At 70.3% G+C, this 24,894-nt stretch carries 23 protein-coding genes and 8 pseudogenes; 23 read left to right on the forward strand and 8 right to left on the reverse strand.

The features are described from left to right. The first annotated feature begins 23 nt into the window (after positions 1 to 23). Genes ACQPY0_RS19100 through ACQPY0_RS19110 form a run of 3 tightly spaced genes read left to right on the forward strand, consistent with a single transcriptional unit; the run spans position 24 to position 1,875 of the window. Complete coding sequence (locus ACQPY0_RS19100; protein ID WP_432990651.1) at positions 24 to 854, forward strand: FAD-dependent monooxygenase; 831 nt, start codon at positions 24 to 26, stop codon at positions 852 to 854. Then, the gene (locus tag ACQPY0_RS19105) at positions 851 to 1,720 is read left to right on the forward strand and encodes an FAD-dependent monooxygenase (protein ID WP_432990653.1); all 870 of its coding nucleotides are present in this window, start codon (positions 851 to 853) and stop codon (positions 1,718 to 1,720) included. The genes ACQPY0_RS19100 and ACQPY0_RS19105 overlap by 4 nt, the downstream gene beginning before the upstream one ends. 11 nt (positions 1,721 to 1,731) lie before the next feature. Further along, positions 1,732 to 1,875 (forward strand): hypothetical protein, encoded by a 144-nt coding sequence (locus ACQPY0_RS19110; RefSeq protein WP_432990655.1) that lies wholly within the window; start codon positions 1,732 to 1,734, stop codon positions 1,873 to 1,875. A 174-nt stretch (positions 1,876 to 2,049) separates the two neighbouring features. Here the strand turns inward: ACQPY0_RS19110 and ACQPY0_RS19115 are convergent, their stop codons facing one another. Continuing rightward, positions 2,050 to 2,235, reverse strand: a complete 186-nt coding sequence (locus ACQPY0_RS19115; protein ID WP_432990657.1) for a hypothetical protein — start codon at positions 2,233 to 2,235, stop codon at positions 2,050 to 2,052. A gap of 526 nt (positions 2,236 to 2,761) precedes the next feature. On the opposite strand from ACQPY0_RS19115, the pseudogene ACQPY0_RS19120 reads away from it, so the two are divergent. Beyond that, a pseudogene (locus tag ACQPY0_RS19120) lies at positions 2,762 to 2,947 on the forward strand (ISL3 family transposase); the annotation flags it as partial. Here ACQPY0_RS19120 and ACQPY0_RS19125 read toward each other — a convergent pair. Beyond that, positions 2,897 to 3,193: a hypothetical protein gene (locus ACQPY0_RS19125; protein ID WP_432995946.1), complete on the reverse strand. Its 297-nt coding sequence runs from the start codon at positions 3,191 to 3,193 to the stop codon at positions 2,897 to 2,899. The pseudogene ACQPY0_RS19120 and the gene ACQPY0_RS19125 overlap by 51 nt on opposite strands. Here ACQPY0_RS19125 and ACQPY0_RS19130 point away from each other — a divergent pair. Beyond that, positions 3,180 to 3,603 (forward strand): annotated as a pseudogene (locus ACQPY0_RS19130) (NF041680 family putative transposase); the annotation flags it as partial. The gene ACQPY0_RS19125 and the pseudogene ACQPY0_RS19130 sit on opposite strands and share 14 nt — an antisense overlap. Before the next feature lie 151 nt (positions 3,604 to 3,754). On the opposite strand, the gene ACQPY0_RS19135 reads toward ACQPY0_RS19130, so the two are convergent. The 4 genes and pseudogenes from ACQPY0_RS19135 to ACQPY0_RS19150 all read right to left on the reverse strand — a co-directional run bounded on the left by ACQPY0_RS19135 (position 3,755) and on the right by ACQPY0_RS19150 (position 5,180). After that, positions 3,755 to 4,258, reverse strand: coding sequence for a hypothetical protein (locus ACQPY0_RS19135; protein WP_432995948.1), 504 nt, complete (start codon positions 4,256 to 4,258; stop codon positions 3,755 to 3,757). A gap of 139 nt (positions 4,259 to 4,397) precedes the next feature. Then, positions 4,398 to 4,904, reverse strand: coding sequence for a hypothetical protein (locus tag ACQPY0_RS19140; protein ID WP_432990659.1), 507 nt, complete (start codon positions 4,902 to 4,904; stop codon positions 4,398 to 4,400). Further along, a pseudogene (locus ACQPY0_RS19145) lies at positions 4,853 to 5,068 on the reverse strand (FAD-dependent monooxygenase); the annotation flags it as partial. The pseudogene ACQPY0_RS19145 and the gene ACQPY0_RS19140, both read right to left, overlap by 52 nt. Beyond that, the gene (locus tag ACQPY0_RS19150) at positions 4,965 to 5,180 is read right to left on the reverse strand and encodes a hypothetical protein (RefSeq protein WP_432995950.1); all 216 of its coding nucleotides are present in this window, start codon (positions 5,178 to 5,180) and stop codon (positions 4,965 to 4,967) included. The pseudogene ACQPY0_RS19145 and the gene ACQPY0_RS19150, both read right to left, overlap by 104 nt. Here ACQPY0_RS19150 and ACQPY0_RS19155 point away from each other — a divergent pair. After that, positions 5,086 to 6,072, forward strand: a pseudogene (locus ACQPY0_RS19155) (AsnC family transcriptional regulator); the annotation flags it as partial. The gene ACQPY0_RS19150 and the pseudogene ACQPY0_RS19155 sit on opposite strands and share 95 nt — an antisense overlap. A 70-nt stretch (positions 6,073 to 6,142) precedes the next feature. On the opposite strand, the gene ACQPY0_RS19160 reads toward ACQPY0_RS19155, so the two are convergent. Then, the gene (locus tag ACQPY0_RS19160) at positions 6,143 to 6,739 is read right to left on the reverse strand and encodes a TetR/AcrR family transcriptional regulator C-terminal domain-containing protein (protein WP_432990661.1); all 597 of its coding nucleotides are present in this window, start codon (positions 6,737 to 6,739) and stop codon (positions 6,143 to 6,145) included. Positions 6,740 to 6,798: 59 nt separating this feature from the next. Between ACQPY0_RS19160 and ACQPY0_RS19165 the strand changes: the two genes are divergently transcribed. The 13 genes and pseudogenes from ACQPY0_RS19165 to ACQPY0_RS19225 form a co-directional block, all read left to right on the forward strand. Further along, the gene (locus ACQPY0_RS19165) at positions 6,799 to 8,064 is read left to right on the forward strand and encodes an FAD-dependent monooxygenase (protein WP_432990663.1); all 1,266 of its coding nucleotides are present in this window, start codon (positions 6,799 to 6,801) and stop codon (positions 8,062 to 8,064) included. Beyond that, complete coding sequence (locus tag ACQPY0_RS19170) at positions 8,061 to 10,670, forward strand: LuxR C-terminal-related transcriptional regulator (RefSeq protein WP_432990665.1); 2,610 nt, start codon at positions 8,061 to 8,063, stop codon at positions 10,668 to 10,670. The genes ACQPY0_RS19165 and ACQPY0_RS19170 overlap by 4 nt, the downstream gene beginning before the upstream one ends. A gap of 115 nt (positions 10,671 to 10,785) precedes the next feature. Next, the gene (locus ACQPY0_RS19175; RefSeq protein ID WP_432990667.1) at positions 10,786 to 11,199 is read left to right on the forward strand and encodes a hypothetical protein; all 414 of its coding nucleotides are present in this window, start codon (positions 10,786 to 10,788) and stop codon (positions 11,197 to 11,199) included. A gap of 63 nt (positions 11,200 to 11,262) precedes the next feature. Further along, complete coding sequence (locus ACQPY0_RS19180; protein ID WP_432990669.1) at positions 11,263 to 14,028, forward strand: ATP-binding protein; 2,766 nt, start codon at positions 11,263 to 11,265, stop codon at positions 14,026 to 14,028. Between the two features lie 419 nt (positions 14,029 to 14,447). Next, positions 14,448 to 14,621 (forward strand): hypothetical protein, encoded by a 174-nt coding sequence (locus ACQPY0_RS19185; protein WP_432990671.1) that lies wholly within the window; start codon positions 14,448 to 14,450, stop codon positions 14,619 to 14,621. Positions 14,622 to 14,837: 216 nt separating this feature from the next. Beyond that, a pseudogene (locus ACQPY0_RS19190) lies at positions 14,838 to 15,617 on the forward strand (prenyltransferase); the annotation flags it as partial. A 399-nt stretch (positions 15,618 to 16,016) separates the two neighbouring features. Then, positions 16,017 to 17,171: a 4-hydroxyphenylpyruvate dioxygenase gene (gene hppD, locus ACQPY0_RS19195; protein ID WP_432995297.1), complete on the forward strand. Its 1,155-nt coding sequence runs from the start codon at positions 16,017 to 16,019 to the stop codon at positions 17,169 to 17,171. A gap of 304 nt (positions 17,172 to 17,475) precedes the next feature. Further along, positions 17,476 to 17,877 carry a hypothetical protein gene (locus ACQPY0_RS19200; RefSeq protein ID WP_432990673.1) on the forward strand — a complete coding sequence of 134 codons (402 nt, stop codon included), beginning with the start codon at positions 17,476 to 17,478 and terminating at the stop codon, positions 17,875 to 17,877. Positions 17,878 to 18,108: 231 nt separating this feature from the next. Further along, on the forward strand, positions 18,109 to 18,456 hold the full coding sequence (locus tag ACQPY0_RS19205) for a DUF6262 family protein (protein WP_432990675.1): 348 nt from the start codon (positions 18,109 to 18,111) through the stop codon (positions 18,454 to 18,456). A 218-nt stretch (positions 18,457 to 18,674) separates the two neighbouring features. Further along, a pseudogene (locus ACQPY0_RS19210) lies at positions 18,675 to 19,085 on the forward strand (transposase); the annotation flags it as partial. A 29-nt stretch (positions 19,086 to 19,114) separates the two neighbouring features. After that, complete coding sequence (locus tag ACQPY0_RS19215) at positions 19,115 to 19,531, forward strand: LysR substrate-binding domain-containing protein (RefSeq protein ID WP_432990677.1); 417 nt, start codon at positions 19,115 to 19,117, stop codon at positions 19,529 to 19,531. 87 nt (positions 19,532 to 19,618) lie between these two features. After that, entirely contained in the window at positions 19,619 to 19,927 is a 309-nt protein-coding gene (locus ACQPY0_RS19220; RefSeq protein ID WP_432990679.1) for a hypothetical protein, read from the forward strand. 244 nt (positions 19,928 to 20,171) lie between these two features. Continuing rightward, positions 20,172 to 20,216 (forward strand): annotated as a pseudogene (locus ACQPY0_RS19225) (hypothetical protein); the annotation flags it as partial. A gap of 43 nt (positions 20,217 to 20,259) precedes the next feature. Here the strand turns inward: ACQPY0_RS19225 and ACQPY0_RS19230 are convergent. Beyond that, positions 20,260 to 21,111, reverse strand: coding sequence for an enoyl-CoA hydratase/isomerase family protein (locus ACQPY0_RS19230; RefSeq protein ID WP_432990681.1), 852 nt, complete (start codon positions 21,109 to 21,111; stop codon positions 20,260 to 20,262). 167 nt (positions 21,112 to 21,278) lie between these two features. Between ACQPY0_RS19230 and ACQPY0_RS19235 the strand changes: the two genes are divergently transcribed. From ACQPY0_RS19235 to ACQPY0_RS19250, 4 genes and pseudogenes are all read left to right on the forward strand, one after another. Continuing rightward, complete coding sequence (locus ACQPY0_RS19235) at positions 21,279 to 22,817, forward strand: IS1380 family transposase (RefSeq protein ID WP_432990683.1); 1,539 nt, start codon at positions 21,279 to 21,281, stop codon at positions 22,815 to 22,817. A 284-nt stretch (positions 22,818 to 23,101) separates the two neighbouring features. Beyond that, positions 23,102 to 23,350 carry a hypothetical protein gene (locus ACQPY0_RS19240; RefSeq protein WP_432990685.1) on the forward strand — a complete coding sequence of 83 codons (249 nt, stop codon included), beginning with the start codon at positions 23,102 to 23,104 and terminating at the stop codon, positions 23,348 to 23,350. 71 nt (positions 23,351 to 23,421) lie between these two features. Continuing rightward, positions 23,422 to 23,745, forward strand: a pseudogene (locus ACQPY0_RS19245) (recombinase family protein); the annotation flags it as partial. Between the two features lie 197 nt (positions 23,746 to 23,942). Then, on the forward strand, positions 23,943 to 24,842 hold the full coding sequence (locus ACQPY0_RS19250) for a recombinase family protein (protein WP_432990687.1): 900 nt from the start codon (positions 23,943 to 23,945) through the stop codon (positions 24,840 to 24,842). Positions 24,843 to 24,894: the final 52 nt, after the last annotated feature.

Genomic DNA, 24,894 nt, shown 5'->3' on the forward strand with positions numbered 1-24,894 from the left:
ACGATCGAAAGGAAACCACGGCGATGAAGATTCTCATCTGCGGCGGCGGGATCGCCGGTCTCGCCGCGGCCTACTGGCTGCAATACGGCGGACACGAGGTCCTGGTCGCCGAACACACGCCACACCTGCGAGCCGCCGGTGCCCAGATCGATCTGCGCGGGCAGGGCATCGACGCCATCGACCGGATGGGCCTGCTCGACGCCGTGCGCGGCATCCGTGTCGACGGGCCCGGCGTCGCGTTCGTGGACGCGCGCGGCCGACGATGGGGCACAGTCATGGCCAACACCTCCGGCAAAGGCCGGCAGACCATGACCTCGGAATACGAGATCATGCGTGGTGACCTGGTACGTGTGCTGTACGAGGCGACCCGGCACCATGCACGTTTCCAGTTCGGCGCCGGCGTCGACGGCTTCGAGCAGGACGCGCACCGGGTCAGGGCACGCTTCTGCGACGGTACCACCGGAGCATTCGACCTTTTGATCGCTGCCGACGGCCAAGGCTCGCACATCCGTACATCCCTGCTACCCCCAGCCGAGAATCCGTATCGTCCGGTCGGGATCCATCTGGCGTATTGGTTCGTTCCACGGATCGCCTCCGACAGCAGCCTGCGCGAAACCTACTGTGCCCCCGGCGGCCGTGTGATCATGCGGCGTAGCCACAACCCGAGCCAGACTCAGGTCTATTTCGCGTTGCGGGAAAACTCCGCAGAGGCCACCGCCGTGCACCGGCAACCGATCGAGCAGCAGAAGACGTTCTGGTCCCGGCGCTACCACGATGCCGGCTGGCAGAGCGACCGGTTCATCCAGGGGATGCAGGACGCAGACTTCTTCTACTCCCAGGAAGCCTCCAGGTGATCACGGACACCTGGTACCGGGGCCGCGTGGTACTGCTCGGCGACGCTGCGCACTGCTCCACGCCCTACTTCGGGATGGGAACCTCCGCCGCCCTGGTCGGCGCCTATGTCCTCGCGGGCGAGATCAACCGCAATCCCAGTGACCTGGCGGGAGCCCTCGCGGCCTACCAGAGCACGTTGCGACCTTCGTCGACAGGGTCTAGCCTAGGCGACGGCATCGTGGGCTATCGCCGGTTCAACGCCGGCGGTTGCGTCGGGCTGGTGCCGCTCGACGGTTCTACGATGATGACCGTCAGCAACCGCGGAGCGTTCTGGCTCTGTGATGCAGTAACCGGCAGAACTGCTGATGCCGGCGCACTGACATCGCGGCTTCCGGTAGGCGGGTTGGCCCAGGCGACCGACGGTGCAGGTGTCCTTACCGTTGCCCTGGAAACGAACAGCACGGCCATTCTGGCTATCGACATCGAGCCGACCGCCGAGGAGTTCATTGCGCGTACCTTCATCAAGAGCGATTCGGGTGACCTGGCCGGCTACCGGACCGAAGTCCTGAAACTCGCCGACCGGTCGGTTCCCACACCGCGCTTGACAGAGGAACAGGCATCGGAGGCGATCAACGAGGCGTCCCGGTTGCTGTACGAACGACTCGGCGAGCCGCTCCACGATCGGGCGAAGGTCCTCGGACTCGAACTTTCAACCGAGCGAGCGCAGCGATCACTCGCCGGGGCGCCGCCGCCCGGATACAGCGGAGGCGCGAGCTGCCCGCGATGGCAGCGCCGCGACAACGACGAAGTCTGGCTGGAAGCCGGATCGGCATCAGTCATCGGGCCTGGCCGGCCAAGAACGTTGAGGCTCTCGCAGTCACGCTGATGATTGCGGTGATGACTGAGCAGCGGCAGCACACCCTGCTCACCAGATTCGTGCCGTTTGAACCCGGCGACCCGGACCTACGCATGACGCTCGACGGGCTACTTGCCGATGCGATGGCGATCTTCCGGGATGCAGCCACAATGCTCCGCCCATGATCGGGTGCTCATCGATCCGGGGCGTGCGGCTCCACTCGGCCGCAGGAGTGTCTTGGTCAACTCGGACCGTCGCAGTTGTGCGGCGAGATCTGCCTGCGCTAGGAACGAGTCGTGCCAGGTCCCGGGAGAACGGGTTGCCTCTGAGGTGCCAGTCAGGACTGATCGCGCCGCATTTCACCTCGTCACTGTCCAAGGTCGTGTACCAAGGCGTCGCTCGCTGCCGAACGGCCGGGTGAAGTAGGTAAGTACTGCTCTGGCGACGATGTCCTTGTCGGTGTCGGCGAGGGTTGAGAAGGTCGCGATGACGAAGGGCGTGACGACCTCCTGGGAGGTCGCCACGGCGATGGCATCACGGAGCATTCGCGCTGCGACAGGCAACGGGTCACCGGCAGGCGGCTGCTCGGGGTGGTCGTGTCGGTGAGTGCCCGCCTCGCGGCTTCAACAAGGTCCGTGGCTCGACCGCCGCCTGCCGCGACGGCGACGGCGTCGCAGTGAGGAGGACCGCAGCAGTGGCGGCGGCCTGCCCAGGGCGGCGAGAAGCGCCGTGGCGCCGCGGATGGCGGCATGGGAGGAACCGCACGACGGAGACTGCTCTGTGGCGCTTGCCAGTGTGCCCGCCGCCGATGAACGGCAAGCGGACATCCTCCGGGCTGGCGAGGCTCAAAGGGACGCATGAGCTTCCCGGCCATCGTTCATGGCTGTACGAGGCGTTCCGGTAGAGCATTGCCGGTTCGCTGCCACCGCAGACCAGAGGCATCTGTGAACTCGGCACGAGCTTCAAACGTCTTCGCCGGTGCCTGGTAGGCGGCCGCATGTCAACGGCCATCTTGAAGTGGCTCTGGCACGGTCTCGGTGATCGTGCGTGGTCGATGGTGGATCATGCCTGATGTCCTTAGTGGAGCTTCTCGCGGTCTTCTTCCCGCATCTGTCCGGGCTGCGCATCACGAACGTGTCGGCGAAGGGCTCGTCAGTGCGGGTGACCGCCGAAATCAGCAGCGCTGCGGCCAACTGCCCGGCCTGTTCAACTCTGTCGCGGCGGGTCCACAGCCGCTACGAGCGGCGGCTGCTCGACGCGGCGGTCGCGGGCCGGGAGACCGTGGTCCAGTTGTGGGTGCGGCGGTTCTTCTGCACCTTGGCCGGCTGCGTGCGCCGGATATTCGCCGATCAGGTCGAAGGCCTCACCGTGCGGCGCGGCCGCCACAGCACGCTGGCCCGCCAAATACGGGAGGCCATCGCCCTGGCGCTGGGCGGGCGAGCCGGCGCCCGGCTGACCGACCGCCTCAGGACGCAGGCGGGCCGGATGACGCCGCTTCGACATCGAGCACACCTTCCGGCTATTCAAACAGACCCTCGGCTGGACCTGCCCGATGGTCCGACCCCGCAGGCCGCCGACCGATGGACCTGGCTGATCATCGCCGCCTACACCCAACTACGGCTCGCCCGGCCCCTCGCCGCGGACCTACGCCGCCCCTGGGAACGACCGGCCCTACCCGAACGGCTCACCTCCGCCCGGGTCCGCCGCGGATTTCGACACCTGCGCGCAACAGCCCCCCTGTCCACCCGGCAGCACCGAAACCCACCCGGCCAGGACCCGGACGGCCACCCGGCTGGCCGAACCACCAGCCCACCCCCCGATACGACGTCCACATCGTCACCAGCAGCGAGGCCGGGAAAACAACTTCCAAGAAGAAGAAATCGACCAAACCCCGGCCACGCCGCACAGGCTAAAGATCAAGTTGGAGGCCCTTGCCTCGGGAGCCGGGCCGCAGGCCGAGGGTGGCATCGATGAACCGGAACAGGACTGCGCGGCGGGCGAGGTCGGAGGCCCGGGTCGGGCCGGCTCCGGCGATCGGCACCACCGTGGTCGCGGTGACGTCGTTCAGGGCGCGGTGTGCTTCGCGGCCGCCTTCGCCTTGCGGACGATGTCGTCGGCGAACCCCTGGGTCTCGATCCGGGTGTGCCGGCGGATCGCCGGGCTGAGGCCGGACATGGCGCCCAGGAACCGCAGCAGCGGGTTCATGATGAGCTCGACGGTGCAGCGGAACTCCGACGTTCCCGCCGTCTGGTCGGCGGCGGACATCGTCCAGCGGACCTGGATGTGGGCCGGGACGAGGTGGAACAGGTAGACGCGGCTGCGGGTGGAGAACATCTCCACGTGCGTCGGCGTGGCGGTGACCTCGCGGTAGTGCTGGATGATGAGGTGGCCGCCGATGACCTCGACGTTGACCGAGCCGCGCACGCCGTTCTGGACGAACGTGCCTGCCGCGCGGTGGGCGGTCGGGGCCGCGGCCTGGTATTCGGCGTCGGAAAGGGTGAAGAGCCATTCGCTCAGGTCGACCCGGTCGATCGGTACGTCGAGAGTCGTGCGCCCGGTGTGCTTCATGTGGAATCCCAGTCTCGTTCCGGCCGCCGGCCGCGGGAGTTGAAGATGACCATCCAAGGGAATCGTGTCGCCGCGAGTCGGCGCATCACTCGTCCGAGCCCGCTGCCCGGCACTCGTCGGGCGCCGATCGCGTTGCGCATCACACGAACGAGTGATGTTGCAGCGCCGTGAGTGCCGGCTCCGGGGCCGTATCGGTGGTGCGCCAGGCGACCACCTGATCGGGGCGGATCAGCGGCGCGCCGTGGCTCCCCGTACCGGGATCGTCGACGGCCGCGGGCAGCACGGTGAAGCCGAGGAACGCGGCGGCGGGCCCGGCGAGGAGGTGGTGCCGGCCCCCGTCCGGGAGGTCGGGGGTGGACCGCCCGTCGGGCAGCCACCAGTGCGGGACCTGCGTGCCGGGTTCGCCGCGCCAATACGCCGGGTCGGCGATCTCCGGCAGTGCGGCGTCCCCACCGGGGAAGTGGTACCGGTAGCCGAGGGCGACCGCGGCCTCGCTCTGCTGGCTGGCGGTCGTCTGCGCATGCGCAGGACGGCCTGCCGTACCGTCATCGAGCCCACCGGGCGGCGTTCCGGCTCGAAATGGTCGAGCAGCCCCGGGCCGGCGTCGCCGCGCAGGACGGAGACCAGTTTCGCGGCGAGGTTCCATGAGTCCTGGAAGCCGGTGCTGGCGCCGAACCCGCCGGTCGGCGGGGTGACGTGCGCGGCGTCACCGGCCAGGAATACCCGGCCGGCCGAGCGCTCGGGCGACGCGGCACTGGTCCTCGTCCGGGTCGGCGCCGTCCCAGCGGACCGAGACGGCACCCCGGTCATGCTCGGTGGTCCACGAGATGGTGGCCCGCTCAGGCTCCGGGGTCCAGGCGAGGGCGAGCCGGCGGCCCGCGAGGGCCGGGCCGAGGTCGTCGGTGAAGTTGATCTCGAGCATTGGGGCGCGGAGGCCGAGGTCCGTCCGCTTCCCACCCTGCGCCGAAGTAGTGTGCGAATCCAACGTGCCGACGGCGCGGCATGTCGGAAGCCGACTTGTACGACGATCTCGACCTGAAATCCTCCACGCGCTGCAACTCGACGCGCGGGTGCCGTTCGCCCGGCTGGCCGCGGCCGTCGGCGTCTCCGACCAGACGGTGGCCCGCCGGTACGCTCGGCTGCGGCCCACCGCCTCCCTGCGCGTGCGCGGCCTGCACGACTCCCGGCGGAAGGCCGGCTGCAGTGGGTCGTGCCTATCCGCTGCACGCCCCGACTCGGCCGGTCAGGCGGCCGCCGCGCTCGGCCGCCGCCCCGACACGTCGTGGATCAGCCGTACCTCCGGCGGTACAGAACTGGTCTGCGTCACCGATGCGCCGACACCGGCCGGTGAGCTGCTCGGGACTCTGCCGCGCAGCGCCCGGATCCTCGACGTCCAGGCTTACTGCCTCCTGCACGTGTACTGCGGGCGCAGTGGCGGTGTGCTGCAGAAGTTGACGGCCGTGACCGCCGGGGAGGTGGCCCTCCTACGCCTGCCGGATGCCGAACCGGCTCCGGCTCCGGCCGGGCCAATGGTCCTCGACGAGATCGACCACCGGCTCCTGGCCGTCCTGCGCGATGACGGCCGTGCCGAACTGCACACCGCGGGACCACTGTTCTTCGACGTCGACACCGACCGGGCTTGGCTGCGGCTGGGCCTGCAGACCCTGCACTGGCTGACCGTCGCGCCGGTCGCGCTGCAGCAGGTCGGGGCGGCGCTGGCCGGCCATCCGCAGGTGGCGTTCGCCGCGGCGGCCAGCGGTCCGCACAACGTCCACGCGAGCGTGGCCACGCCCGATGCCGAGACGTTCTACGCCTACCTGACCACGCTCGTCGCCGGGCTGCCGGCGATCCGGGCGATCGAGACGAGCCTCGTGCCGCAGACGGTCAAGGCTGCCGCCCCGCCGTTCGCGTGGGGCGTTCCGAGCGCCGGCGGGCGGCCAGACCGTCGACGATCAGGGCCAGGCCGGCGTCGAAGGCCTCCTCGTGGTCGAAGGGCGGGTCGTCCCCGTCGGCGGTCGCGTCACGGTCGGCGGCCTGCTCCTCCAGGACGCTGCCGACCGTGAAGTGGCTGGCGGCCAGCATGGCCATCTGCGCGTCCCGTTCGGGCAGCCCCGCGGTGACCAGGAACCGCAGCTTCTCGACGGCCCGCGAGAGTCCGACGCCGCGGGGGTTGGAGCCGGCGTGCAGCCGGGCGCCCTCCCGGCGCATCAGCAGGGTCCGGCGGAAGCTGCGGGAATTCTCGATGAACCAGTCGCGCCAGTCGTCGGACGGCGCCGGCATGGGCGCGGTGTGGTGGGGCGCCATGGCGGCCTCGGCCATCGCGCTCAGCAGGGCTTCCTTGTTGTGAAAATGCCAGTAGAGCGACGGCTGCTCGACGCCCAGGCGCTTCGCCAGGCGGCGTGTGCTCACAGCGTCCAGGCCGACCTCGTCCAGCAGGTCGAGCGCCTCGCTGACGACGGTCTCGCGGGTCAACTTCGCCACCTTGACAGCTTATCGATGATAGGTAATCATCAAAAACCTATCACTGAAAGGTTGGGGTTATGGGCATCGCATCAGGCGCCGACGCGCCTCCTCTCAAGATCCTCATCTCCGGTGGCGGCATCGCCGGCCAGGCCGCGGCGTACTGGCTGGCCCGGGGTGGCCACCGGGTGGTCGTGGCCGAACGTGCAGCGGAGCTGCGGGCCACCGGCGCCCAGATCGATCTGCGCGGGCAGGGCATCACGGCGATCGAGCGGATGGGCCTGCTCGACGCCGTGCGCAGCAACCGCGTGCACGAGCCGGGCGTCGCGTTCGTCGACAGCCGCGGCCGGCGGTGGGGCACGATCATGGCGAACACCTCGGGCCAGGGCCGGCAGACCCTGACCTCCGAGTTCGAGATCATGCGCGGCGATCTCGTGCGCATCCTGCACGATGCGGTGGACGACCGGGCGGACTTCATCTACGGCAACGGCGTCGGACGCTTCGCCCAGGACGGGCAGCGCGTCACGGCGTACTTTTCCGACGGTACCGCCGAGGACTTCGACCTCCTGATCGGCGCAGACGGCCAGGGATCCCGGATCCGCCGCGGCATGCTGCCGGCCGGCGCCGCCGAGCCGTACCGGCCGGTGGGCATCCACATGGCGTACTGGTTCATCCCGCGCACCGAACGCGACAGCGACATGCGCGAGACGTACAGCGCACCGGGCGGCCGGATGATCATGAGGCGCAGCCACAACGCGGCCGAGACCCAGGTGTACTTCGCACTGTGGGAGCAGTCCGCAGAAGCGTCCGCGATCCACCGACAGCCGGTCGAGGAGCAGCAGCAGTTCTGGGCTGGCCGGTTCCGCGACGCCGGCTGGCAGACCGAGCGGTTCCTGGCCGGCATGGCGACGTCCGGCTTCTTCTACTCCCAGGAGGTCCTGCAGGTCCGCATCGACACCTGGTCCACCGGCCGCGTCGTGCTGGTCGGCGACGCCGGATACTGCCCGTCGCCGTACAGCGGCATGGGCACCTCCGCCGCGCTGGCTGGCGCCTACGTGCTGGCCGGTGAGATCAACCGCAACCCCGGCGACCTGACCGCAGCCCTCGCCGCCTATGAATCCACCCTGCGGCCGTTCGTCGAGCGGGTCCAGGCCGAGGTCAATCCACGCATCCTGCGGGTCGGCTTCCCACGCACCCGGCTCGGGGCCGGGGCGCTGCGGACGATGGGCGCGGCCGGCAGCTTCCTGCGCCTGCCCGAACTCGTCGCCCGGTTCGCCCGGGAAGACCGCGGCGGGCAGTGGCCGCTGCCCCAGTACCCCGAGCCCGCCACTAGTGTGGGTGAATGATCAGCGCGGTTGGCGGTGCCGTGCCCCGCCGCGGCCTCTTCGCCCGGCTGGCCGGCGCGGGCCGCGTCGCCATCGTGTCCGCGCCGGCCGGTAGCGGCAAGACCGTCCTGCTGCGTTCGTGGCTCGCCGCGACCGGGCCGGCCGACCGGCCCGGCTGGGCCGGCTGGGTGGCGCTGGACGACGAGGAGTACGACGCCCAGCGGTTCTGGCTCGCGGTGGCCGACGCGCTGCGGGCCACCCGACCCGGTTCCGCGCTGATCCGTGGCGTCACCGCGGCGCCCGGGCTGGACGGCTGGGCCCTGACCGAGCGGCTGCTGCAGGATCTCGCGCCGCTCGGCGAGCCGCTCCTGCTGGTCGTCGACGACCTGCACCAGCTGCAAGCGGCGGAGGCCCGGGCCCAGCTCGAGCTGCTGGTCCTGCGCTCAGCGCCGCGGATGCGGTTCGTGTTCGCGACCCGGTCCGATCCACAGCTGGGCCTGCACCGGCTGCGCCTGGCCGGTGAGCTCACCGAGATCCGCGCGGACGACCTGCGGTTCTCCCGCGACGAGGCACGCGACCTGCTCGAAGCCGCCGGGGTGGCGCTGTCCGCCCCGGCCCTGGCCGCCCTGCACGAACGGACCGAGGGCTGGGCGGCCGGGCTGCGGCTGGCGACACTGTCCATGACCGGCCGGAGCGACGCGGAGCGGTTCGCGGCCGAATTCTCCGGCAGCGAGCGGACGATTGCCGAGTACCTGTTCGCCGAGGTCTTGCACCGGCAGCGCGCCGAGGTCCGGCGGCTGCTGCTGCGCACGTCCGTCCTCGACCGGGTCAACGGGCCCCTCGCGGACCTGCTCAGCGGCGGTACCGGTGGCGAGCGGATCCTGCGGGAGCTGGAGACGGCCGGCGCGTTCGTGCTGGCCACCGACGCGCAGCGCACCTGGTACCGCTACCACCGGCTCTTCACCGACCTGCTGCGCTACGAGCTACGCCGCAGCGACGCCGACGACGTCGCCGCGCTGCACGGGGCAGCCGCACGCTGGTTCGCCGGGCACGGCCATCCGGTGGACGCGATCCAGCACGCCCAGGCCGCGCAGGACTGGGACCTCGCGGCCGGCCTGCTCGCCGAGCACTGGCCCGGCTTCCACCTCAACGGCCAGGCCGCCCTGGTGCACACCCTGCTCCGCGCCTTCCCGGCGCCGGTCATCACCGGCGACCCCGAACTCGCCGCGGTGGCCGCGGCCGACCAGCTGACCCGGGGCTCGCTGGAGGTCGCCGAGCACTATCTGGACCTGGCGGCGGGCACCGGCAACGGACAGAGCACCGTCCTGCCCGGCGTGGTCCGGATGCTGGTGGGTGCCGAGCGCGGCGAACTGTCCGCGGTGGCCGGTGAGGTCGAGCGGCTGCGGGCCCGCAGCGAGGCGCCCGACGATCCGCAGCGCGGCCGCGGCCGCGACCTGCTGGGCCTGGCCCTCATCAGCCTCGGCATCACCGAACAGCGCACCGGCCGACTGGCGGACGCGGAGCTGCACCTGGACCTCGGCATCGCCCAGGCGCACGGGATCGGCCGGCCGTACCTGGCGTTCAGCGGCCTGACCCACCAGGCCATCGGGCACGCCGTCTGGTCAATGACCCGGGGGGCCGACGACAGCCGGCAGGCGGTCGAGCTGGCCCGGCAACACGGCTGGCTCGACGACCCGGGCGTCGCCCGGGCCAGCGGCGTCCCGGCGGCGGTCCTGGCCTGGCAGCTGCGGCCCGACGACGCCGAGCCGTGGCTGCGGCAGGCGATGCGGACGCTGCAGCCGGAAGCGGAACCAGCCACCGCAGTGTGGATCTACTTCGTGCGTGGACTGGTCGAGCTGGCCCACGGGCGCCCCGACGGCGCCGTCGCCGCGTTCCGGGCCGCCGCACAGCAGAGCGCGGCGATGACCGCGCCGCACACCCTCACCCTCACCAACCAGGCCCACATCGTGCACACCCTGCTGTGGCAGGGCGACATCGACCAGGCCGGGCAGCTCGTCAACGACCTCAGCGCCGAGTACGACGACCGCTGCGACTTCCTGCTCGCCGCCGCGGACCTGCGGCTCGCCCGCAACGACCCACGGGCGGCGCTGGACATGCTACAGCGCCTGCTCGACGGCTCGGTCCGGATCGTCAGCCAGATCTCGACCATCCGGACCGCGTTGCTCACCGCCATCGCCCACGACGCGCTGGGCGAGAACGACGCCGCCCAGGCCGCAATGGAACGGGCCCTCGACCTGGCCGCGGAGGCCGACGTCGTCCTGCTGTTCCTCATGCACCGCGCACCGGCCCTGCTGCGCCGCCAGACCCGCCAGCCGGCCCTGATCCGGCGGATCCTCGGCTTGCTCGACGTCCCCGCGGCCACCCCGCCGACCGGCACGCCGCCGCTGCTCGAGCCACTCAGCCGCAGCGAGCTGCGGGTGCTGCGCTACCTGCCAACCCACCTGTCGATGACCGAGATCGCCGACGAGCTGCACATCTCGCTCAACACCGTCCGAACCCACATGCGCCGCCTCTACGCGAAACTGGGCACACACCGGCGGGCCGAGACCGTCGACCGCGCCCGGGCCCTGGGCCTGCTCGCACCCCCGCCGACCGGTGACGGCTGACCACGAATCGCATCAATCATGCGATGCCCGGCCGCCCCGGCGTACGAGATCGTTGTGATGGACGTGTGCTGCGCGTCCATTCGCAGCACCGTGACCGCCGGAAAGGTGGACGGCCGTGGCCGATCCCTTCGACGTCGCCGACGTCTTCGTCGTGCGCCCGACCAACGTCCTCATGGCCCTGCTCCCGGGCCGTGAGCAGACCGACCGCGTCCTGACCGCGCTGCTCGGCGCCGGGGACCGGTTCGCCGGCGTCAAGGTCATGCACGGCGACCGGGGCCTGCGCATCCTGGACTGGCACGGCGAGCATCACGGTTTCTTGGCGGGGCTGAAGCGCAGATTCCAGAAGATGACCTACGACGACGCGATCCTCGGTCTCTACAGCGGCGGCCTGAAGGCCGGCGAATTCCTCCTCTACGTGCCCGCGGCCCCGCAGGACCGCAGCTTCCTCAGCGAGATCCTCCGGCGCGAGCAGGCCCACGGGGTGTACTACTTCGGCTACAGCACGGCCGAAGAGCTGAGCGCGCCGTAACCCCGCATCCATGAGACCAGATCCGGCTGCGTCCCGCATCGCACGGATGCGTGATCCCCGCCCATGATCGCCGCCGCGACGCGAACCGTGCTGCGCGGCCGCGAGTCGCCGCTGCAGGTCCTGCGTGAGCGGCTCGACGCGCTCATCGGCGGGCGGGGCGGCGTGGTGATCGTCAGCGGTGCGGCCGGGATGGGCAGGACGAGCCTGCTGGACGAGACCATGGCGCAGGGCGCGCAGCGGGGCGTGCTGGTCCGCCGCGCGGTCTGCGATGTCCTCGCCGGCCTGGAGCCACCCGGCCCGCTGCTGACCGCGCTCGCTGACGGGACCGAACCTGCGGCCGAACAACGATTCTGGTTCACCCAGCTGACCGCAGCGGTCGGGAATGCGCTGGAGCGAACCGCGGCCGACGCCCCGGTACTGGTCGCCGTCGACGACGTCCAGTGGGCCGATCCGGCCACCCTGGCCGCACTCGTCGCCCTGGCCGAGCGGCTGGCCGGGCAGCGTATCCTGTGGCTTGTCGCTGTCCGGACCGGTGACATCCCGCCACTGGTGGCGGCGGCACTGGACCGGCTGGCGAACGGCGCCGCGACCCGGGTCGAGGCCGACCCGCTAGACCTGCGGGCTGCCGCCGCGGTCATCGCCGACCTGCTGGACGCCGATCCCGGCAACGAGCTGCCGGCCGCGCTCGCGGGCACCGAGACCCAGCCGCTGTTCCTGGTCGAGCTACTGCGCGGGCTGCGGGAACAGGGCATGGTCGACGTGGCCGACGGCACCGCCCGGCTGGTCGACACCGGCCTGCCCCACCGGGTCCGCGACCTGGTCGCCGGTCAGCTCCGCCGGCTCTCCGCCGACGCCCGGCTGACCGTCTACCTGGGCGCTGCGCTGGGCCACCGGTTCACCGGCACCGAGCTCGCGACCATGGCCGGACGCTCACCGGTGGCGATGCTGGCCGCGATCGAAGAGGCCGCCGCGGCCGGACTCCTGGTGCCGCACGGCGGACGTCTCGGGTTCCGCCACGAGCTGGTCCGCACGGCGGTCGAGGCGAGCCTCCCGGCCGCCGTCTTCGCCGCGCTGCGCTACCAGGCCCTCACCGTCCGGCTGACCAGCGGGGCACCGCCGACCGAGGTCGCCGACCTCGCCCTGGAGGCGGCCCGGAGCGGCGACGGCGGCGCCGCGGACCTGCTGGACCGGGCGGCGGCCGAGCTCGGCCGGGCGTTCCCCGGGCCCGCCGTCCGCCTCGGTCGGCGCGCGATCGAGCTGATCCCACCCGGCGACCCGGCCCGGCCCGGACTCATCCTGCGCACCGCCGGGCTCCTCGTCGACGACGGCCGGGCCGACGAGGCCCGGGCGCTGCTCGCCGACGCCGGCGGCGAACTGACCGGCACCGCTGTTGAGGCTGCGGTCCGGCTCCGCATCGCCTGGTCGTCGTTGCCGGCCGATCCCGCCGGAGCCGTCGAGCAGGGCGAGCGCTGCCTGCACCTGGCCGAGGTGACGCCGCCGCAGCAGGTCCACTGCCTGGCGCTCATCGCGTGCGCACGGCTCGTCATCGGCGACCCGGCCGCCGCCGACGAACCGCTGCGCCGCATCGGCACCACACGGAACCCGCCCGGCGGTCCCGCAGAATACACAGCATCGCTCGTACCGCTAGCGCTGCGGGCTATGACGCGGCACGAGTGGCGGCGATCGCTGCGCCTGATCGCCGACGCGGTCACCGGTGACCCGGACGGCCCCGGCCCGGCCGGGCCCTCGACCTGGCCGCTGGCCGCCTGGCGGGCGCAGCTGCTCCTGGCGGCGGTACGCCCCGGTGAAGCGCTCGGCCTCGCCGACGCCGGCATCCAGGCGGCCAGAAGGACGGCCCGGGCCGCGGCCACACCGGTGTGGTCGATGATCCGGGCCCGGGCACTGCTCGACGCCGGCCGCCTCACGGAGGCCCGGGCCGAGGCGGAGCGCCTGCTCGACCTGACCGCGCCGGCGGGTCACCTCGCCGACGTCGGGCGGTACATCGTCGGTCACGTCGGACTCCACGCCGGCGGACCGGCCGACGTCGACCGCAGCCGCGCGGTGGCCGAGCAGCTGCTCCAGGCGGCGCTGCCATCCAGCCGCCGGCTCGGCGCCAGGCTCGCCACCCGTCTGGCCGCGATCGCCGACACCGGCCCGCCGCCGGCCGAGGACCTCGACGCCTGGCTGCCGACGGTGACGGCACCGGGGTCGCACGCCGACGCGATACCGGTGATCCGGGCCCTGCTCGCGGCCGGCGCCCACGACACCGCCCGCGAGCTCGCGGACCGGCTCACCCGGCTCGCCGCCGACCATCCCGACTTCCCGTACCTGCAGGCGTCAGCCGCCCACGCGGTCGGGCTGGTGGACGCCGACCCGGAGTCGGCCGCGACCGCCGTTGCCGGCCATCGGGACGACCCCCGGCCGCTCGTACGGGCCGCCGCGCTCGAGGACTGCGGCCGGTTGCTGCCCCCGGCCGCCCGCGCGGAGGCCGTCGCCCACCTGACCGCCGCGCTCGCGCTCTACCGTACGGCCGACGCCGACCTGGACGCCGCCCGCGTCCGGGCGCTGCTCCGGCGGCGCGGTGAGCGCCGCGCCGCCGCCGGGACCCGCCCGGCACCGCCCGCCTCGAATCCTTGGCCCGACCTGACCGAGTCGGAACTGCGCGTCGCCCAACTGGCCGCCGCCGGCTCAACGAACCGTGAAATCGCCGACCGCCTGCACATTTCCCCGCACACCGTCAACACGCACCTGCGGCACATCTTCGACAAGCTCCGCGTCCGCTCGCGCGTCGACCTCGCCCGCATGATGGCCGAGCGCCAGCCGGCGTGATCAGAGGCGTAACAGCGCCGCGACACCGATCGGCTGTGTGACACAGCTTACGGGATTCTGTGTCACAGGCATCTGAACCAGATCCAGACGCCACTCGTCGTGCTTGTACCACGTCCTTCGTCTCCCATCTTCAGAAGGCGTTCGTCAGAAAGTGGAAGGTTTCCGGATAGTGGCATCTTCTGACCTGGCTCGGAGCCAGGGCGCCGTGAATACGGACCAGCGTTGGGTCGCGCCCCCCATCGCGATCATCGGTATCGGCTGCCGCTTCCCCGGCGGCATCGCGAACACCCAGAGTTTCTGGCGAAGGAAATCATCCATGGCATCGTCAGCGTCGGCGCCGACCAGGCCAGCCCGCAACACCTCAACGCCTACGCCCGGGGCACTGGGCCGTGGAGAACCGTCTACATTGGACCAGGGACGTGACTTTCCACGAGGACGATTCCCAGCTGCGGACCGGTACCGCCCCACGGGCCGTGGCCAGCTTCCGCAACCTGAGCCTCAATACCTTCCGCCTCGCCGGACGCGCGAACATCGCCCACGCCCGCCGCGACCTGCACGACCGCACCGACACCTTCGCCGTCTACGGCATCTAACAAACCATGATCAAACCGGACGCTCCCGAACAACGCCGGGGCCGTGCGTGTCGCGTCACCTCAAGAGAGCCGCACCCAAATTTATTAACGTCACTGGCACTAACGTGATTATCTCGACAGCGTTCAATGTGCAAACAGTGACGTCGCCGACAGTGCTGGCCCTCGGCGGTGGCGTACGGTCCAGGCAACCGTCCGCCTATGAAGAGATGGGTCACGATGACTGTTGTACCGGGAAACCGCCTGACCACCGCACCGACCGGGTCCATCGCTCCGCGCGTCGACGTGCGCGGCTTCGTGCGCCTGGCCCGCCTGCGCTTCCTGCTGTACAACGTCCTGCCGGTCGGCCTCGGGGTGGCCGTGGCGGTGCACCAGGGGCACGCGATAGACGTAAAGTGGTACTTGCTCGCCCAGGTGTTCGCCTGGACCGTCCACGTCACCACCCACTACTGCAACGAGTACTTCGACCTGGAGGCCGACCGGGCGAACGTCTACTTCACGCCTTGGACCGGCGGCAGCCGGGCCTTGGTCGACGGGCTCGTGCCACCGCTGGTGGCGCTCGGCACCGCGTTCGTGCTGTTGAGCGCGTCGATCGTGATGGTGGCGGTCATGCCGACCTGGCCCACGCGCCTGCTCGCGACCGGTGCCGTCGTGCTGGCCTGGTTCTACACGGCGCCGCCACTGCGGTTTAACTACCGGGCGGCGGGGGAGTTCACGGTCGCTGCGATCCTCAACGGCCTGTGGCCCGCGGTCGCGGTGGTGCTGCAGACCGGGCGGGTACCGACGCTCCTGCTGGCCGTGCTGGCCCCGACCGCGCTGCTGCAGGCGGCCCGGATGATGGTGATGAACCTCGGCGACCGGCAGTCCGACGAACTGGTCGGCAAGCGCACCTTGCCGGTGATCCTCGGCTACCGCCGCGCGGTGACCGTGATCGTCGGCGCGCAGCCCGTCGCTTACCTGGCCCTGACTGCCTTCGCGCTGGCCGGCTGGGTGCCGTGGCTGGTCTGGGCGCTGATGACGGCGACCGCGCCGCTGTCCTGGTGGCTCGCCGTGCAGCTGCGCGGCGGCGCCATGCGCGATCTCGACCCGCGCCGGATGACGCCGGTCGTGTTCTGGGCGTCCAACCACGTGTCGCTCATCGTCGCGGCGGCGATGCTGGGCATGGTCCTCGACGCCGCCCGGCGCGGGGCCGGCGGCACGTCGATCGCCGTGCTGAGCGTCGTCCTGGCCGCTTACGCGGCACTGTTCGGCCACCGCCTGTGGCTCGCGAGCCGAGCCCGAGCCCGAGCCCAGGCCTCGCGAGCGCCGGAGGCCGCGACGGCCGTGACGGTGACGCAGGCCCCGCCAGCCGCGACAACGCTGGAGGCCCCGGCCGCAACAAAGCCGGAAGCCACGCCGGTGGTCGCCGCCGCCGATCGTACGGTCGCCGACCTCATCGGCGCCGTCGAGCGCGCCGCCGACGATCCCTTCCCGGTCGAGGGCCTCGACCACCTCCGGTTCGTCGTCGGCAACGCGGTACAGGCGGCCCACTACTACCGCACCGCGTTCGGCATGACTTGCGTCGCGATGCGTGGCCCGCATCAGGGGTACCGTGACTACGCCGAATACGTGATGGTCAGCGGCACGGCCCGGTTCGTCCTCGCCGGCGCGGTGCACGCCGAGGCAGACGGGGCGGCTCACCACGCGAAGCACGGCGACGGCATCCAGGACGTCGCGATCGAGGTGACGGACGTGGACGCCGCCTTCGGGTACGCCACGCAACGGGGTGCCGCGGCGGTCGCCGAGCCGCACGACCTCACCGACGAGCACGGTACGGTGCGCACGGCCACGATCGCCGCATACGGCGACACCCGGCACACCCTGATCGACCGTTCCCGGTACACCGGGCCGTTCCTGCCGGGCTTCGTCGCGTGCGCGCCGCTGAAGGCACCGGCCGCCGGCGAGTTCTTCCTGGCCGTCGACCACGTGGTCGGCAACGTGGAGCTCGGCGCGATGGACGAGTGGGTCGAGTTCTACCGCTGTGTCATGGGCTTCACCAACATGGCCGAGTTCGTCGGTGACGACATCGCCACCGAGTATTCGGCGCTGATGAGCAAGGTCGTCGCCGACGGTACGCGCCGGGTGAAGTTCCCGCTCAACGAGCCGGCCGTGTCCCGCAAGCGCTCGCAGATCGACGAGTACCTGCAGTTCTACGGCGGGCCCGGGGTCCAGCACGTGGCGCTGGCGACGCCCGACATCGTCGCGAGCGTCGACGCGATGACGGCGGCCGGCGTCGAGTTCCTCGACACCCCCGACTCGTACTACGACGCGGAGCTTCGCGCGCGCGTCGGCGACGTCCGGGTTCCGATCGAGGACTTGCGCCGGCGCCGGATCCTGGTCGACCGGGACGAGGACGGCTACCTGCTGCAGATCTTCACCAAGCCGGTCCAGGACCGCCCGACGGTGTTCTTCGAGCTGATCGAGCGGCACGGCTCGGCAGGCTTCGGGAAGGGCAACTTCAAGGCCCTGTTCGAGGCCATCGAACGCGAGCAGGAACGCCGCGGCAATCTGTGACCGTAACGGCGCGTCGCCCCGGATCAGCCGCCGGACCTGGCTCACGAGCAGCACCGCCGCGGAGATCGGGCCAGGGCCGGACATCATTGCGCGCCGCACCGATCCAGCGCAGCCCCGAACCGTACCGGCCAGGTTCACCCGCAAGCTCAACGCCGTTTGCGGCTGGTGACACGTTTCTTGCCGGCACCCGCGGCCCGGCGGGGCGCTGACTGCCGGGGTACTGCGCTGCCCGTGCGGCGGGACGCTGCGGGCGTGGGGCCATGCCAGGAACCGCACCGTCCACGGTCTGGACCAGGTACGGCAGGTGCGCCCGGACCGAGTACGCTGCCGCTCCTGCCAAGGCACCCACGTCGTGCTGGCGGCCGGACTGCTGCCAGACAGCGGCTACGGCCTTGACGTGATCGGCGCCGCGCTGCTCGGCGCCGCCTGCGGCCACGGCCATCGCGTGCTGGCCACCCGGTTGACGGTGCCGGCCGCGACCGTGCGCTGCTGGCCGCGCCCGCACCAGCAGCGAGGCGCTGCGACGGCTCGGCGTACAGACCGTCGTCGCCGTCCACCCCGAGCTGCCCCCACCCGGGCGAGCCCGACCCGGTTGGGCGACGCACTCGCGGCGCTCGCCGCGGCGGCTCTAGCCGTGGTACGCCGCTTCGGCGGCGACGAACGCGACCTGTGGCCGGCTGCTCGCCCCGACCCTGGCGACCCCTGAGCACACCGGCCGGCCTCGTGCCCAACCCTGGCCAGATTCGCCCGCCCGTCCCTGCTCGATCTCGCCACAGCCCTTCATCGACCATCAGCCGCATCGCAAGCGCGACACCCTGCCGACGACCGGCGACACCTCACCGACGAGCCGGCGCCCGAATACCCGAATAGTCGGAACCTTCGTCGGCATCGTGAGTGACCCACTCGTTGGCATCTTCAGCGCCGGGCAACACGCGACATGATCCGCCGCAACGAGCCGATCACCTTCCGCGGCCTGGCCCAGACCGCCGGCGTCTCCCTGGACTTCCTCTACCGCCACGCCCCGATCCGTCAACGCGTCGAACACCTGCGGGCCCAACAGCAGAACACCCCGACACCCTCGACGCCCACAGTCGACGCACCGAGCAGCGTCGTGCGCACCCTCACGGCCCAACTCGCCGCACTCAAACAACAACACCGAGACGAAGTCCGCCAGCTACGGCAGGCCCTCGAAACCGCCCACGGCGAGATCCTCGACCTGCGCCGCCGAGCAGGCCGCCGCCACGTCGAGCCCTCACCCCAAGCATCGACCGGCACCCCATCGTGATCCCTGACCAGCACCGCGGTCCGCGGCCTCGCCACCACATCACGACTCCACAGTTCGCTTACGGACGCATCCGTAAGCGTTCTACCAGGACAAACGCGCCATTGAAGATCATCAACCCCGGATAAGAGTTCTGGATAGACGGGAGACGTGCACGTCGGGTGCGGCGGGCGGGCCGGGGAAACCCACCGTGAGCAATCACGACAGGGCGCCCCGGTCCGACCCAACCGGTGTTGTGCACCGATGGGCCGGTGGGCAGTCTGGTGGGGTTGTCGCTGACCGCTGAGCACCGGCGGGGTCATGGCGCGTTGTATGACGCGGTCAACGCGGGCCGGGTGCAGGTCGATCGCTTGCGCCGTGAGCTGGCCGGCCTGCCGCTGCCGCTGGACCGTGCGGGCCGCATCGTGCTGGGCGTTGATGTCAGTAACTGGCTGCGGCCGGACGCGGCAACCGCGCCGGAGCGTTCGTTCTGTCATGTGTACGGCCGTGGCAAGGGTGCCGCGCAGCTGATCCCGGGGTGGCCGTACTCGTTCGTGGCCGCCCTGGAGCCGGGCCGGACCAGTTGGACCGCGATGCTGGACGTGGTACGGCTGGGACCCCTCGATGATGTCACCGAGGTCACCGCCGCTCAGAGCTGTTCAAAGAGCAGTACGTCGTCGTCATGCCGAGCGAAAATCGCCTGGCGCGGCACGAGTTCGTCCGCCTGAACGAATGCCGTGACGAGAGGTTCGTCGGGCTGTCCCCGGGTATCGCGCTGCGCCGCAGCGTCGACGAGATGTTCACGAGCGCCCGCATCCAGCCGAGATACGGGTTCGTCGCCGAGGGGGTGGAGACGGTACGCGGGCTCGCGACCGCGGGTGCCGGCATCGCCGTTCTGCCCGCGCGACATGGTGGGCCGTTGCCCGGGTCCGTCGAGGTGCCGGTGGCGCCTCTGCGGCACCGGCACATCGGGCTGCTCGTCTCGGCGCGGCGTACCTTGGAGCCGGCCGCGGAGGGATTCCGGCAGTGGGCGACGCTGTACGGCTTCACCGGTCAGCGACCGGTCATCGGCACGCGGAACGGCGCCGTCAGACGGTGACCGTCATTGGTGAGAAACGTTGCGCGGGTTCGTAGCGCAGAGTCTCGAAGGAACACCACGGTTGCACACGGATGGTTGGATGAGTCAATGGATTCATGGGAAGCGATTTTGCTTGTGATCACCACAATCGGGTCGGTCGCGGCTGCGATCGGGGCCTGGTTTCAAGAGCGGCGCAGCGCGGCGACCCAGCTGGCGGCCCTGCAGCGGAAACTGGATTTGGTGATGGACCGGCTTGGCATCGCTGCGCCCGAGGAGCCGGAGGTGGCCGAACACCTGGAGAACGGGCGGACGGTCGAGGCAGTCCGCGCCTACCGCAAGCAGACTGGCGCGAGCCTGATCGAGGCCAGGCAGGCGGTGGACCGTATCGCCGCCGGCCGCCGGCTGCCGGAGCAGTGACGCCGCGGAGGGGCACGCCCAGGACGCCGCGCTCGCCGAACAACAGACGGTGATTACTCAGGTCGAGTAGCCGGGAGGGCTTCACCTCCCGGCTCTCACAGATCTGGGCGTGCCATTGGTTAGGCCGCCAGCGAGGTGCCCGTGACCAGGCCCTTTCGGCGGCCCCCACTGAACCGGAAGTGCCCGATTCCCGCGAACGTGATGGACTTCCACCTGTTGGGTTGACCCGCAGACAAGGACGATCCTGCGGCACCGGCTCGGCTGGAGCCGGCAGCGGCCCGCGCGGCGGGCGGTGGAGCGCGATGACGCGGCGATCGAGGCGTGCCCCACGTTTAGTGTCTGTCGAGGAACTCCTCCAACTCACTCTCATTGCCCGGCGTTTGCATGCCGTCGGCGAGTGCGGCCGCCAGCCGTGCCTCTACGTCCGCCCGCGACGGATAGACGTGAGCGAGCGCGGACGCTTCGACGCGGAGGTCTTCATACAGCCGCTCCGCGCCGGTGGTGGGGTCGATCGCCGCCTTCGCTGCCCGGATCTGGGTTGGCAGGCGGGATCCGATTCGCTGTGCCAGATCGTCCACGATGCGGTCGAGATCGGCTGCGGGGATGGCGCGGGTGATCCAGCCGTAGAGTTCCGCGGTGCGGGTGTCGTAGCGGTCGGCGGACAGCACCGCCTCCAGCGCCCGGGAACGGCCGACGGCGCGGGCGAGCAGTTGCGTGCCCCCGCCACCGGGGATGATCCCCAACCGGCCCTCGATCTGGCCGAGCCAGGTCTCGTCGGCGGCGGCGTATCGGAGGTCGGCGGCCATCGCGAATTCGTTTCCGCCGCCGCGCAGGAATCCACGTAGCTTCGCGATCGTCACCTGTGGAAGAGCGCGAATGCTCATGACGAGGTGCTGCAACGGAAGCAGGCCGTCATAGCCGGCATCGTCCTTGCTCAGCTCGGCGAAGCCTTCCGGGTCCGAACCGTACCGGACGTCGACGTGCGCGGCGAAGAAGTCCGGGACCGCGCTCTGGAACACCACCACCCGGACACCGTCATCGGTGGCAACCGTGCGGACGAAGCGCTTGAGGTCCGGAATGAGGATTTCGTCGAGCAGGTTCAGGGGAGGATGGTTCATCGTCACCGTGAGCACGCTGCCCGAGCGCGTGATCTCCAGCGCTTTGAAGCCGTCGTACGTCATCATGTCGCTCCTATCGCGGATCGCAGCAAGCCGACGTTTCCGGCCGCCCAACTCGGCGCTAGACCTTCAGTAAGCGTGTCGGGCGTTGGTTCGGCTGGGAAATAGATCAAGGGCCTTATCCTGCCGGGGTTTGCGACTCCAACGCAGCCCGGCAGGACAGGTCCCTTGTGGTGAAGAAACTAACGTATGAGCAGAGCCGGCGGAACTCGGCCCGCCGACGGCGCAAGGTCGAAGCGCGGCATCGGCAGGCGGGCCATTGGGGTGAACGGCCGCAACCGATGCTGACCTCGCAGAAGATCAATTACGAGATCGGTGGCAACGTCGAGGCGACCCCGTACGGTGGGTTGTTCGCGATGCACCGCCTCGTCACCCGGCTCGGCCTGGCCTCGGCGATCGACGCCAGCGTTGAGCTGTTGAAGCTGCATCTGCCGTATCACGAGTCCGACCATGTGCTGACCCTGGCCTACAGCGTGCTGACCGGCGGTACCCGGCTGCAGGACATCGACCGGCTCCGCAACGACGTGCCGTTGATGAACGGGCTCGGAGCCAGACTGCTGCCGGACCCGACCACGGTCGGTGACTTCCTGCGCCGCTTCACCGAGACCGACATCGTCGCGTTGATGGACGCGATCAACTCGGTACGGCCGCAGTTGTGGACCGGCCGGGGCGCTGACCTGCTCAGCGAGGTGGCGTATGTGGATGTGGACGGCACGATCGTGCCCACCACCGGGCAACTCAAGCAGGGCATGGACATCTCCTACAAGGGGATCTGGGGCTACGCGCCGCTGCTGGTTACCCTCGCCAACACCCGGGAGGTGCTCTACCTGGTCAACCGGCCCGGCAACGCCCCCAGCCACCTGGGCGCAGTGGGCTGGATCGACCGCGCGATCACCCTCGTGGCACCGTACGCGAAACGGGTCTGCGTGCGCGGCGACACCGACTTCGCCCTGACCACCAACTTCGACCGATGGGCCGAGCAAGTCGACTTCGTGCTCGGCACGGACAACATCGCCGCCCTACGCACCAGGGCCGAGGCCCTGCCCGACACGGCGTGGCAGCCCCTGCACCGGCCGACCGCACACCCCAACACGACCGGCACGACCCGAGCCCGACGCCCCAACCGCAAACAGCAGGTCATCCGCGAGCGCGCGTTTCTCAACCTGAGGCTCAACCACGAAGACGTCGCCGAGTTCACCTACCAACCCAAGAAATGCCGGCGAGCCTACCGGGTCGTGGTGCTGCGCAAGAACATCAGCCGAGCCAAGGGCGAGGCCGTCCTGCTCGACGAGATCCGCTACTTCTTCTACTTCACCACCTACCCCGCCGACACCCACCCCCCAGCGCAGATCGTCGAGTTGGCCAACGAGCGCTGCGACCAGGAGAACATCCACGGCCAGCTCAAGTCCGGCCTCGGCGCACTGCACGCCCCCGTCGATGACCTGTACTCCAACTGGGCCTACATGCTCATCGCCGCCCTGGCCTGGAACATCAAAGCCTGGCACGCCCTGATGATGCACCACAAACACGACCGGCACGCCTTCATCCGCATGGAGTTCAAGCGGTTCCTCGACACCGTCATCCGGGTCCCCGCCATGATCCTCGTCCGGGCCCGCGGCATCGTCGTGCGCCTGCTCGCCTACACCGTCAACCTCGACCGGTTCTTCAGCGCATGGGCCACCACCGAACGCGTCCGCTTCGGCTACGGCTAACACCCACCCGTCAGCGTCACCACACCACCGACGCCTCCGGCGGCGGTGACCCACCATGCCCAGCACCGAAAACCAGCAACCAGAAACCCATCAAAGCGGACACCCAACCAAGACCATCGGACGCCCAAACCCGCCGACCCCGGACCGACGGCGGAACACAGAGATCATCCGACCACCACCGGCGCCCGACAGCACCCGCAGCCTTGAGGACTAGCCGCAGCACAAACGGCAACCGGGGTGGCACGTCGCAACGCGCCACCCCGGCCCTGCCGGCCGCCAACAACGTGGCGGAAGCCACCAACGAAGACGACGCCGACGATTTCCGAGACGACGGTGAGTCAAGCTACCCTGCGTCGGCTCCGCCGCAGGTCGCCCGGCGTGACCGGGCCGCCGATCCGACCATCGACGTGCATCCGCCGACGCAGCCACCAATGCTCGACTCGGCCGCCACGCAGGCGCTGCTGACCCTCCTGATCCATCTGGCCAGCACCGTCGACAGCAACGGCACCGACATTCCGGAGGAACAAACATGATCCGCTTTGCCTTCTGCGGTCGATGCTCGACCGAAGATCAACAGGATCCGGACTCCTCACGCAGCTGGCAGATGAGCCGCGCCAACGCACTGGTCGAACCTCGCGGCGGCGTCATCGTCACGGAATACTTCGACATCGGCCAGTCCAGATCGTTGCCCTGGCCGCGCCGGCCACGAGCCCGCCTCCTACTGGAGGCGTTGGCCGACCCGCAACGCGGCTTCGACGCGGTTGTCATCGGTGAGCCGCACCGCGCCTTCTACGGCAACCAGTTCGGACTGACCTTCCCCTTGTTCGCCCACTACGGCGTGTCGTTGTGGGTGCCCGAGGTCGGTGGCCCACTCGACCCCGACAACGAGGCCCACGACCTGGTCATGTCCGTCTTCGGCGGGATGAGCAAGGGCGAACGCAACCGCATCAAGATCCGCGTCCGCACGGCCATGGCGGCCCAGACCAAGATCGAAGGCCGATTCCTCGGTGGCAGACCGCCGTACGGCTACCGGCTCATCGACGCAGGACCGCACCCCAACCGGCCAAGGCCGCCGACGGCAAACGGCTGCACCGCCTTGACCTCGACCCGGACACAGCGCCCGTGGTGGCTCGGATCTTCACCAGCTACCTCGCCGGACGCGGCATCTTTGCCATCGCCGAGGAGCTCACTCGCGAAGGCATACCCTGTCCGTCCGCCCACGATCCGCAACGCAACCGGCACCGCAGCGGGATCGCCTGGTCCAAGATGGCCATCCGTGTCATCCTGACCAATCCCCGCTACACCGGCCGGCAGGTCTGGAACCGTCAACGCAAAGACGAAGTCCTCCTCGACGTCAACGACGTCGCCATGGGGCACCGCACCAAGCAGGTCTGGAACGATACCGACAAGTGGATCTGGTCCGACAACCTCGCCCACCCCGCGATCGTCGACACCGACACCTTCGAGCAGGTACAAGCCAAGATCGCCACGAAAGGCGCCTCGACGACCACCGTCAAGCCGCGGCGGACGCCGCGCCCCTACCTGTTCCGCGGGGCGCTCATCTGCGGCATCTGCCAGCGCCGCATGCAAGGCCACTGGCTCCGCGACGCGGCCTACTACCGCTGCCGATTCCCCGACCAGTACGCGATCGCGAACAAGCTCACCCACCCCCGCAACGTCTACCTGCGGGAGGACCAGCTCACCGAACCGCTCGACGACTGGCTGCTCACCGCGCTGGCGCCGCACAACCTCGAAGCCACCATCGACGCCATGCACGCCAGCCAGCACGGCCACACCGTCCCGGCGCAGCACGAACCGATCGCGGACATCCTGCAGGAATGCGACCGGAAGATCGCCCACTACCGGGCCCTGCTCGACGCCGGCACGGGATTTGCTGAGATAGCTGTCCGGTGCGGTCATCGCTCACCCCTATCGTGTCGCCCGGCGGCTTCTGACGTCCCTCTTCGGAGGACTGGCCGGAGCCCTCCCAACTGGGGTGGCTGGGTTGGGGTGACCCGAAGTTAGCCTTGGCTCGACTGGAGCGTTGCCGTTGCAAGGAGCAATCTCCAGCGAGCTG

This window comes from Dactylosporangium sp. CA-233914, assembly GCF_050942935.1.
Lineage (GTDB): Bacteria > Actinomycetota > Actinomycetes > Mycobacteriales > Micromonosporaceae > Dactylosporangium.

Coding starts and splice junctions, on each gene's coding strand:
- ACQPY0_RS19205 (WP_432990675.1), top strand. CDS start 18,109: ATGATCCGCCGCAACGAGCCGATCACCTTCCGCGGCCTGGCCCAGACC.
- ACQPY0_RS19165 (WP_432990663.1), top strand. CDS start 6,799: ATGGGCATCGCATCAGGCGCCGACGCGCCTCCTCTCAAGATCCTCATC.
- ACQPY0_RS19220 (WP_432990679.1), top strand. CDS start 19,619: ATGGATTCATGGGAAGCGATTTTGCTTGTGATCACCACAATCGGGTCG.
- ACQPY0_RS19170 (WP_432990665.1), top strand. CDS start 8,061: ATGATCAGCGCGGTTGGCGGTGCCGTGCCCCGCCGCGGCCTCTTCGCC.
- ACQPY0_RS19180 (WP_432990669.1), top strand. CDS start 11,263: ATGATCGCCGCCGCGACGCGAACCGTGCTGCGCGGCCGCGAGTCGCCG.
- ACQPY0_RS19150 (WP_432995950.1), bottom strand. CDS start 5,180: ATGCTCGAGATCAACTTCACCGACGACCTCGGCCCGGCCCTCGCGGGC.
- ACQPY0_RS19125 (WP_432995946.1), bottom strand. CDS start 3,193: ATGTCGAAGCGGCGTCATCCGGCCCGCCTGCGTCCTGAGGCGGTCGGT.
- ACQPY0_RS19115 (WP_432990657.1), bottom strand. CDS start 2,235: ATGCTCCGTGATGCCATCGCCGTGGCGACCTCCCAGGAGGTCGTCACG.
- ACQPY0_RS19230 (WP_432990681.1), bottom strand. CDS start 21,111: ATGATGACGTACGACGGCTTCAAAGCGCTGGAGATCACGCGCTCGGGC.
- ACQPY0_RS19100 (WP_432990651.1), top strand. CDS start 24: ATGAAGATTCTCATCTGCGGCGGCGGGATCGCCGGTCTCGCCGCGGCC.
- ACQPY0_RS19140 (WP_432990659.1), bottom strand. CDS start 4,904: ATGGAACCTCGCCGCGAAACTGGTCTCCGTCCTGCGCGGCGACGCCGG.
- ACQPY0_RS19215 (WP_432990677.1), top strand. CDS start 19,115: ATGCCGAGCGAAAATCGCCTGGCGCGGCACGAGTTCGTCCGCCTGAAC.
- ACQPY0_RS19110 (WP_432990655.1), top strand. CDS start 1,732: ATGACTGAGCAGCGGCAGCACACCCTGCTCACCAGATTCGTGCCGTTT.
- ACQPY0_RS19135 (WP_432995948.1), bottom strand. CDS start 4,258: ATGAAGCACACCGGGCGCACGACTCTCGACGTACCGATCGACCGGGTC.